Origin of the sequence: Paraburkholderia sp. SIMBA_053, assembly GCF_046534895.1 — a bacterium.
Classification (GTDB): domain Bacteria; phylum Pseudomonadota; class Gammaproteobacteria; order Burkholderiales; family Burkholderiaceae; genus Paraburkholderia; species Paraburkholderia caledonica.
The window spans coordinates 1-572 of record NZ_JAWRXU010000063.1 but is presented as its reverse complement, the minus strand read 5'-3'; the positions used below and the strand labels follow the sequence as shown (position 1 = coordinate 572).

The window sequence follows — 572 nt, the reverse complement described above, 5'->3', positions numbered from 1 at the left end:
CCTTCAGCACGGGCCACCGTCCTTGACCGGATCGCTGAATGGAATGTCTTTGGCCTCACGCAGAATCGAGCGCGGCCCACGTCTTCGGGCCGATGATCCCGTCCGGCACCAGATGCTTGGCGCGCTGGAACTCCCTCACTTTTGCTTCGACGTCCGCATCGAAGATGCCGTCAGCCTCGATGCGCAGCTTCGCCTGCACTTGCTTGACGAACTCGCCCGCCATGTCGCGCCGCAAGGTTGGACGCCTTTGAACACCCGCGGACTCTGGCTCCGCCGCCGGAATCATCGGGCGAGGTGCCGCGGTCCGATTCAGGAAGCCCGCGACCGTCGCGCGAAACACATTCATGTCGAAGGTCGGGTCGCTCTTGCGGCCAGGCGGCAGCGCGTATTCCTTGTGCCCGGCGCATGCGTTCTCGTCGCGCCCAATATGCGCGAGAATCGCCGCGACGCCTCGCGCGTAGGCGTCCATCTGCACCTCAGGCCACGGATCGGACGGCACGCCGCGGTTTTCCGCCTCGATGCCGATGAAGTTCCTATTGCCCGTAGTGACGCCGTACCACGCGCCGTCGCCC

The 572-nt window shown here is 65.4% G+C and carries 1 protein-coding gene; it reads right to left on the bottom strand.

From position 1 onward, the window contains the following. Positions 1 to 55 precede the first annotated feature (55 nt). Positions 56 to 572: peptidoglycan-binding protein (locus SB753_RS34540; RefSeq protein WP_410804523.1), on the bottom strand; the 517-nt coding region annotated here is incomplete at its 5' end.